The sequence below is a fragment of the Micromonospora sp. NPDC050686 genome (genome assembly GCF_040654475.1).
Taxonomy (GTDB): Bacteria; Actinomycetota; Actinomycetes; order Mycobacteriales; family Micromonosporaceae; genus Micromonospora.
Genome location: NZ_JBFAID010000102.1, coordinates 1 through 8,665, shown reverse-complemented (window position 1 = coordinate 8,665; position 8,665 = coordinate 1). Strand labels below are relative to the sequence as shown.

Sequence of the window (8,665 nt, the reverse complement as noted above, 5' to 3'; positions counted from 1 at the left end):
CTGGCCTCAGTGGTGATCATTCGACCCTGCCGACGCCTCGGCGACCAGGCCCACGAAAGCAGCAATACATAGCCGGAATGATCAAAACGCCCAGTAAGTAACTCGGTGTAACAGCGGCAGCCGCGGTGAGGCCGCTACCTCCGGCAGCCCGCACGACGCGCGGCGGCCCACAGAGGCCTGGGCCTGATGGTCGGGCCCGGACGGCGTGTCCGGGCCCGATCCACCAGGCCATCAGGCCTTAACTCATCCTCCTCCGACCGTAACTGTCGCGATCATGCCGACCCACTGCCCGCCGCCGTAGCCGGCGTGGAGCCTGCAGATGACCGTCCAGGCCCCTTCCCGATCGAAGGTGTACGAGACTGGCGGACCTCCCGGCGAAACGGGCCCGTTGGTGACCTGGAAGATGTCGCCGCCGTTCGGATCCGGATTGCCGCCGGGCGGCACGAGCCAGACGTCGTGCGGGAACCGCGCATCCGCCTCGTTGAAGTGCCAGGTGATGGTGCCGCCGCGGGCAATCTTGCAGTTGTCGGGACTCCACTGCGTGCCCGTGGCGTTGATGTCGCACGTCGTGGGGAGCGTTCCGCCGCTGTCACGTACGGTGAAGGTGACGCTCTGCGGGTTGGAGGCGTTCCCGAGGCGATCGGTGGCCCGATAGTCGACTGTGTACTTCCCCGCGTCCCTGAACGGTACTGGCCCGTTGTAGGCGGTCCACGCTCCGCCGTTGACGCGGTACTCAACCTTGTCCACGCCAGCACAGCCGACATCGTTGGCGGTGAGGCTCAGCGTGGCCGAGTCGATATAGGTGTTCTGCTGGTCGGGATCGGCCTGGCCCTGGATCTGGTGCGAGACCGTCGGTGCATCGGTGTCCCTGCACTGGTCGGCCTCGGGCGTGAACTCGATTTTGATCAGCTGCATCTTCATTTGAGGGTTGATCTGGTTGCGGCAGCAGCCGAAGGTCCAGCGCCCCATGTAGAGTGCGCCGTCGGGCCCGAACCTGGTCGGGATCACGAAGCTGTTGTTCGGCGTGCCGAAGTGGTTGACAGGCAGCCAGTCGTTGACCCGGAGCATCTGGTTGTTGTCCTGCCGCAGGCGGACCTCCTTCCAGAACCCGTTGTCGGTGCCACGGTTAGTGATCAGCCAGGAGCCGTCGTAGTAGGCCGGGAAGGCGCCGGGACCGCGGCTGTCCTTGTATCGGTAGACCGGGCCGGTGACCGGCTGCATTCCCCCTGCGGCCAGGTCGCCGAAGTCCTTTGGATCCTGACTTCCGGGGTTGCCGGGGTACTTGCGCCAGATCGTCGCTGGCTTCGCGGGACCCGGGACCTCATCGAGACCCTTGAATGTGGGTTGCGAATTTTTTCCGCCGGGCGGCGCCCAGTTCAGGTCGGACGGGAGCTTGTCGAGCGAGCAGTCGTACTGCTGACCGGTCGAGGAGTTGGCCTCGTAGTTCCAGCGCCATGTGGTGTTGATCTTCGAGTTGTCACCGACGCAGAACGGCCAGCCGTAGAAACCGGGCCCGTCGACCTTGTTCCACTCGCAGACGCCGGCCGGGGCGCGGTCGGGCTGGTCCACCGAGTTGTCGTGGCAGAACTCACCGACGACGACCGAACCCGGGTTGGCGGGGTCGGTGTGCACTGTGAACGGCTGCCGGAAGCCCATGCCGTAGATCTCCGGTCGGGTGTTCGGGGTTCCCGGCGCGAACATGTTGCCCTTCGGGACCGTATAGGTCTTGCCCAGACCGGGATCGGGTGCGCGCCCGGGGGTCTGCGGCGGGCCCTCGCGCGGTTTGATGCGCAGGATCTTCCCGCGCAGGTCGGCGGTGTTGGCCGCCGTCTTGCGCGCGTCCCAGCGTTCCGAGGCGCGATGGTCCATCGGCGTGTAGCGGTTGTGGCCGGGCGCGTTCGGGGAAACGTCGTCGCCGACGCCGACGTAGAGGTTGCCTTCGGAGTCGAACACCAGGCTCGCGCCGCCGACATGGCCGGGGCCGTTGTCGGTGGGGCCGCCCGGGAAGCCTGAGGGTTTGCCGGAGATCTTCGCCTTGGGCACGCGCAAGACCTGTCGCTCCATGTATGGATGTGCCGGGTCCAGGTGCTTCGGCCCGCCTGGTGCCGGCTCGAAGGCGGTGCCGGTCTCGTTCAGCGTGAAGCGGCTGACCAGGTTGTAGCCGACCGTCTGCTGGTCGCCCGTGGTCGGCCAGTCGCCGGGGTTGCGCGGGGAATAGTAGATGTAGATGTTACCCTTGTCCGGTTTCGACAGGTCGAAGCCCGGTTGCAAGCTCATTCCCAGCACACCGTCCTCGGAGTTGCCGTGGTCGGCGCGGGTCGGGATCGTCGCGACCGTGGTTGAGTTGTTCGGCGGCCCCTTCGGGTCGTACATCTTCACGTAGCCCTCGGACTCGTACCCCTGCTTGGGGCCGATCTCGGTCCAGTAGACCTTGCCGTCCGGCGCCACGTCGAGAGCCATCGGGCCGTTCACATTGTCGACCAGGGTCGTGCGGGTGAAGTTCGACCACACGGTGCCGGAGCAGTCGGTCTTCTTCCCCTCGCCGGCGACCCAGCGCACCCCTCCGACGATCTGCTTGATCAGCGGGTTGTCGCCACCGTTCTCGGTGTAACGCACGCCGAAGTGGCCCTGCGAGGTCAGCCAGGTCCGCCCATCGTTGTAGGGCCGCGGGGTGCCGGTGCCGTCCTTGACGTTGCCGCCGTCGTAGAGCTTGCACCACGTCGTGGGGTGGTCCTGGCCCATTGAGTATGTGCCTGTGTTGTAGGTGCGCTCATCGAAGGTCGCGAGCACGTGGTGGTCGCCCCGGACGTTGCGGGCGAAGTTGTAATGCTCGTCGGCGATCTTGTAGGTGTCGGGCAGGTCTTTGGTGGAGAGGTGGTTTCGGTCGGCAACCTGGACGGTTGCGGCGTTGCCGGTCGCCGATCCGCTCGAGTGGCCGCGCATCGTCGTGCCGACGACGCTGTCCGGCCCGCCGTCCCACCAGTCCCATGCGGACACGCCAGCGCCGGCGTCAGTCATGTTGTGCACGGCCGCGATCCCGCCGCTGTGCTGGGTGAAGCGGATCAACGCGTCCCGCTGGGCATGGTCGAGGAGCGGTCCGGGCCGCCCGCCGCCGGCCCACGACCACGACGCGTTCAGGAACAGGATCGCGTCGTATCGGGCCAGGTTCCCGTCCGTGAAGATCCGGGGATTCTTGTCCGGGTTGTCGCAGTTGTTCGGGCCGCCACCGTTGTTGTCGCAGTTCTCCCAGTCAACCTCGTAGCCTGCGGCCTTGAGAGCGGCCTCCACCACTGGGCGACCGTTGTTGATTCCATCGGTGTGCCGGTACCCGGTCGTGCCGGTGTAGATGAGGATCCTCTTGCCCTCCTCCTGGTCAGGAGCCGCAGGGAGGGCGCTGCTAACTTGCCGGGTGCTTGTCGCTGGGCCAGCAGCCGCCGAGTGGATGCTGCTAGGAGCCTGTCGGGTGCTCTTCGCTTGGACAGCGGTCGCCGGGGCGAGCATCTGAGCCCCCAGAGCGACCGCGATCAGAGCGATTCCAGGACGTCTCACACTCCGCGCAGGCAGCGCGGCGTTCCACATGCCACTCACTTCCTCTCCCAATGCGGCGGCTACCAGCCCCGCGGGTCGGAGCGACATGGTGCGACCGCCTGAAGGTGAAGCCGTAGCATGGTCCCCTTTTGGTGGATCGTCAAGAACTTCCGCTTGCGAACCGCAAAAGCCCTTCCGCTACCAACGCCGCTTTTGTTGATCCAAGACGTTAGTTGTCTTGAACGAGACCGTTCGCTCCGCTAGCGTCCCTGCTATGGGTGGGCAGAGGGTTCACAGGCGGCTTCTCAGCGTCACTGCGGCCAAAGTTGCGATCGCCGTCGGGGCACTGGCTCTGGCGGGATGTAGCGACGATTCCGGGGAGAGGACGGGGCGGGAACGCGACCTAACGGCGCTTCAATGCCCGATGGTGGAGACGGGGCAGAACAGGGGCGTCACCCAGTACCGGCCCGCAAAGAACGCCTTCGATACGGCGGAGCTGCTCGGAATGCAGCTCACTGAGGCCCGTGAGAAGGCGGCCCGTCACGACTGCGAGATCGTCGTTGCGCGCGAGGACGACAAGAACCAGCCTGTGCCGATTGAGGTCGACCCGACGAGGATCTATGTCTACATCGCGCGTGGCACCGTCAGCCACATAGAAGGTGTCGGTGGTGGACTCTAGGTCGGCGACCCAATGCGCACTCTCACCAGGGCTTCCGTAGTCGCCACCGGTCGGCGGTCACGGTGGGTCGTAATCGCGGTGTGGCTTGCGCTCGCGATGCTCGCGGTGCCGCTACAAGCCAAGCTCAGCGAGCGGGGCGCCGACGAGAGCGAGACCTTCCTCATCCGGGGGTCGGAGTCGGCGGAGGCCAAGCGGATCATCAATGAGCGGTTCCAGCGCGGCAGCGAAACAGCGGCGGTGATCGCCTACTTCCGCGAGGGTGGGATCACAGCGGACGACGGGCAGCGCGCCGACGAAGACGCCCGCGCGCTATGCCGGTCCGGCGCGATCCCGAACTTGACGATGGTCGCCACCCCGTACCAGCGCGCGTGCGGCAAGACCGACCCGCTCGACATGAGCCCAGGCGGCTCGCTGCTCACCTCACCCGACAACAGCGTCATCTTGAGCACGGTCCTGATGACCGACGGCTCGACGCCCGCCAGCGAGCAGGCCGTCGCGGCAATCCGCGAGGTCGTCCCGCCGGCCGCCGGCGACGAGAGCGGATTGCGGGCCTTTGTCACCGGCCGTGCCGGCTTTGAGGCCGATCGAAGTGCTGCGGTCAAAGGAATCAACGAGACCCTCTTGGCGGTCACGGTCGTCATCCTGCTGCTCCTGCTGCTCGCGACCTACCGCTCGCCGCTGATTGCTCTGGTACCGCTGGCCGTCGTCGCCGTCGCCTACCTCGTCGCCGCCGGCCTCGCCTACGGTCTGGTCGCCGCCGGCCTCACCGCGGTCAGCGGCCAGACGACCGCGATTCTGATCGTGCTGATGTTCGGTGCGGGCACCGACTACTGTCTGCTGATCGTGGCGCGGTTTCGCGACGAGCTGCGGCGGGCGCGGGACGTTGAGGAGGCGATGGTCGCCGCCACCCAGCGCACCGGCCCGGCAATTCTCTCCGCCGGAGCGATCGTCGTCGGCGCGATGCTGGTCCTCGCCCTTGCCGACTCCAACGCCACGCGCGAGATGGGCCCGATCCTCGCCCTCGGCGTCGCGATCATGGTCTGTGCCGGTCTGACGCTCCTGCCCGCGATGCTCACCGCCCTCGGACGACGGGCGTTCTGGCCCGCGATTCCCCGCCGCGAGCCCGAGGCCGCACCTGCAGTCACGTTTTGGGGGCGCGTCGCGAGCCTTGTTCACGCACGCCCCGGAGTGATCGCCGCGGCGGTCACCGCTCTCCTCGCCGCGGGCGCGCTGGCCACCATCGGCGGGCGTCCGGCGCTCGACTTCGCCGCGTCCTTCCGCGACGCGCCGGACTCGGTCCGCGGTCAACAGGTGATCCGCAACCACTTCATCCCCGGCCGAGCGGCGCCGCTTCGCATCGTCGTAGCCGACGAGGCAAGCGGGAAGGTCCAGAGCGCTCTCACCGAAGGCACACACTCACCCATCGCCGACATGCACGCCGTGGCCAGGTCGGTCGGGGCGGACAGCGGCTTCCTGGGTGCGGCGGCGCAAGGCCAGCGAAGGCCCGCGACAAACTTGATCATCTTCGACGCAGACCTGCGGATGGATCCGTTCTCAGAGCGGGCCACCGACACCGTCCCAGTGTTGCGCGAGATCGCTGACCGCGCGGCCGACGGCCGGACCGTCCTGATCGGCGGGACCGTGGCCGAGAACTACGATGCCCGCCAGGCACTCAGGCGTGACACCAGGCTGATCGTCCCGGTCGGCCTTGCCCTGATCCTCCTCGTCCTCACCCTGCTCCTGCGCGCGGTGGTGATGCCGCTTTACGTGATCGCGACCGTGATCCTCTCCTTCGGCTTCGCCCTCGGCGTCAGTTCCCTCATCTTCACCCACATCCTCGGCCAGCCGGCCTCAGACCCAACCCTGCCGTTGTACACGTTCATCTTCATCGTCGCCCTGGGCGTCGACTACAACGTGTTTCTCCTCAGCCGGATCAGCGAACAGCGCCGGCAGCACGAGACCCGCCGCGCGGTGACGCAGGCGCTTGAGCGAACCGGCGGCGTGATCACCTCCGCTGGCCTCGTGCTGGCCGCCACCTTCGCGACCTTGATGGCGGTTCCGATGGAGGCGCTGTTTCAGATCGGCTTCGTGATCACCCTGGGCCTGCTCGCCGACACGTTCCTCGTCCGGGCCCTGCTCGTCCCCGCTCTCGCGGTGCTGCTCGGTGAGCGAAACTGGTGGCCCTCCAGGCAGACCGCTAGTGCCGTGACCACGAACGTTCACGGTGTTGGATGACACGCCGGGTGGCCTGTCTGCGGGGCGGCGTTGTGCCGGTCAGGCTGTGGCGGTGGCAGATCTTGTACGTGTGCGGCGGCTGAGTGATCAGAAAGGTCAGCAGCTGCTCCGAATCACTCGCCGGGGAACCGGTTCCCCGATCCGACTGCGACGGGCGATGGTCGTGCTCCGCGGGCCGTCTCGTCGACTGGACCCGCGACACCTTGAAGATCACGCTGGAGATCGTGCGGAAGCCCGCTGCCCAGCGGGGATGTTGGGTGTCAGGAGTGGGAGGGCGAGGGCATCGGTGAGGACAGCAGGCGCGTGATGCGGTCGTCGACCGCGTTCTTCATTGCCGGGTCGGTTTCGGCGTTGAACGCAGCCTCCTGTAGGGACTTCGGAAAGATCCGCCGGATGCTGTCCGTGTACATCCCTTCTCCCTCTTCCGGCTCCTGATGGGTGACCGGCGGTCCCAGGTGCAGGGCGATCGGCATCGACACGCCGCCGAGCGAGCTGAGGTCGATGCCAGGTCCCTTCCCGATGTCGGCATTTGGGAGGTACTGGCAGAACGCCAGCGTGTAGATCGTGCGGACCTCGTCGATGGTGTCAGCGGAGTCCGGTGCCACCCCGAACACCGAGGCGGCGCAGACCGGCCGTGCATCGGGATCGTGCTTTCCGTCGAAGGTCGGGTCGTGCTCGATTATGTCCACCACGCGCGCTGCCAGCTGCTCGCGGAACGGCTCGGGCAGCTTCGGCGGCTCCTGCACCGACAGCCACCGCAGCACGAAGACGCCGGACGCCACCAGGACCAGCGGGACGAGCACCGCCAACCCCCACCGTCGGGCGCGTTTTCCATCCACGGGCGTGACACTAAACCACGACGGGACCTTCGGGAGCCCCGCTGGGTCGCCTACAGGCCACCGGCTGCCGGCGATGCGTGGTCTCGCATGATGGTTGACGAAACGGCGTCGCAGGATGCTTGACGCCAGGTCGAGATCGAATAGTACTGGTGCGTTGATGGTAGGTGTTATGGCTCGGGTGTGGCGCGCGCGTCGGTGAGGTTGCGCTCGAGTTCGCCTGGCAGGAGTTGCCAGGAGGTGTAGGTCCGGGTGTGGAAGGCTGGGTCGCCTGGACGGGCGATGGTTCGTCCAGCGCGGTGAAATCCGGCAGCGTCATAGTTCATGCGGTTGAAGACGGCGACCCGCCAGCTGGCGCTGGCCCAAGGCGGAAGGGGACTGCCGTCCAGCCGGAATGGCGTCTCGGGCTTGTCGGCGCGGGCCAGGTCGAGGCCGGTGGCGGTGTGGCCGAGGTAGGTGGCCTGGTGGCTCATCGCCGCGAGGATCTCGGCGCCGAGGCCGTCGTCTCCGGCGGCGTGGGCGAAGTCCAGGGCGAGGGTGAGGTACCGCTGGGCGATGCCGTGTTCGGCCATGTCGTACGCCTGCCAACCGGCGAGTTGAGCCAGTTCGGCGGCGGCGCTGAGCAGCCGTTGACCGGTGGGGTGGTCGTACCGGCCGTCGGTGAGCAGCGGGGTCACCTCCTGGTGGAGGTAGCGGGCGACGCTTACCGGCACCCGGTTCGACGCCGGCGGACCGGTGCCGGCCGGCGGCCGGATCCCTGAGGGCGGCTGTCTCGGCGAGGCGAACCGGCGCCTGGCCGAGGGCGGGCCATCCGTCGGCGAGACGCTCCTGTACGATATGGCGCTGCAGGCCGGCCATCAGGCAGAGCAGGACCCGCGCGTTCAGGCCGGGTTCCGGGCCTGGTCGACGTGCATGGCCGGCAAGGGGTTCGTCTACGCCGACCCCTGGCAGGCCAACGACGATCCGCGGTGGAGCACCGACCGCCCCAGCGACGTGGAGCGCCGGACCGCGGTGGCCGACGTCGTCTGCAAGGACAGCACGGGTCTCGTGACGATCTGGCAGGCGGCGATGGTGGAGCACCAGCGGCGCACGATCGCGAGCCGCTCCGCCGACATCGAACGCTACGAGCAGGCCAAGAGCACCCGACTCGCCAACGGCCGACAGGTTCTGGCGACGATGTGAGGGCGCGCCGCGACCCGCACGATCGGGGCTTACGCATGGCCGTATCCGGGCTTCGCTGCGATCGGCGGGGTGAGGCCGACCAGCGTGGCCAGGCGCGCCACGCCGGCCGGGCGCCGGGTGCCCCGGGGCGACCTCGATGATCACGGTACGCGCCACCGGCCGGCACCGGACCTCCGCCGGCGCGATGCTGTCGGCGTCCACCAGC

The 8,665-nt window shown here is 67.7% G+C and carries 5 protein-coding genes and 1 pseudogene; 3 read left to right on the top strand and 3 right to left on the bottom strand.

What is annotated here, in order from left to right:
• Positions 1-243 precede the first annotated feature (243 nt).
• Complete coding sequence (locus AB0H57_RS32060) at positions 244-3,501, bottom strand: ThuA domain-containing protein (RefSeq protein ID WP_357512410.1); 3,258 nt, start codon at positions 3,499-3,501, stop codon at positions 244-246.
• Between the two features lie 301 nt (positions 3,502-3,802).
• Between AB0H57_RS32060 and AB0H57_RS32055 the strand changes: the two genes are divergently transcribed.
• Complete coding sequence (locus AB0H57_RS32055; protein ID WP_357512409.1) at positions 3,803-4,207, top strand: hypothetical protein; 405 nt, start codon at positions 3,803-3,805, stop codon at positions 4,205-4,207.
• 78 nt (positions 4,208-4,285) lie between these two features.
• Positions 4,286-6,442: an MMPL family transporter gene (locus tag AB0H57_RS32050; RefSeq protein ID WP_357512408.1), complete on the top strand. Its 2,157-nt coding sequence runs from the start codon at positions 4,286-4,288 to the stop codon at positions 6,440-6,442.
• 260 nt (positions 6,443-6,702) lie between these two features.
• Here the strand turns inward: AB0H57_RS32050 and AB0H57_RS32045 are convergent, their stop codons facing one another.
• Positions 6,703-7,245, bottom strand: a complete 543-nt coding sequence (locus AB0H57_RS32045) for a hypothetical protein (protein ID WP_357512407.1) — start codon at positions 7,243-7,245, stop codon at positions 6,703-6,705.
• 446 nt (positions 7,246-7,691) lie between these two features.
• Positions 7,692-7,982: pseudogene (locus tag AB0H57_RS32040) on the bottom strand (XRE family transcriptional regulator); the annotation flags it as partial.
• Positions 7,983-8,013: 31 nt separating this feature from the next.
• Between AB0H57_RS32040 and AB0H57_RS32035 the strand changes: the two are divergent.
• Positions 8,014-8,460 carry a hypothetical protein gene (locus tag AB0H57_RS32035; protein WP_357512406.1) on the top strand — a complete coding sequence of 149 codons (447 nt, stop codon included), beginning with the start codon at positions 8,014-8,016 and terminating at the stop codon, positions 8,458-8,460.
• Positions 8,461-8,665: the final 205 nt, after the last annotated feature.

What these genes read in the sequence shown, in the direction of transcription:
- AB0H57_RS32060 (WP_357512410.1), bottom strand. Translation starts at nt 3,501, where the DNA reads ATGCTCGCCCCGGCGACCGCTGTCCAAGCGAAGAGCACCCGACAGGCT.
- AB0H57_RS32055 (WP_357512409.1), top strand. Translation starts at nt 3,803, where the DNA reads ATGGGTGGGCAGAGGGTTCACAGGCGGCTTCTCAGCGTCACTGCGGCC.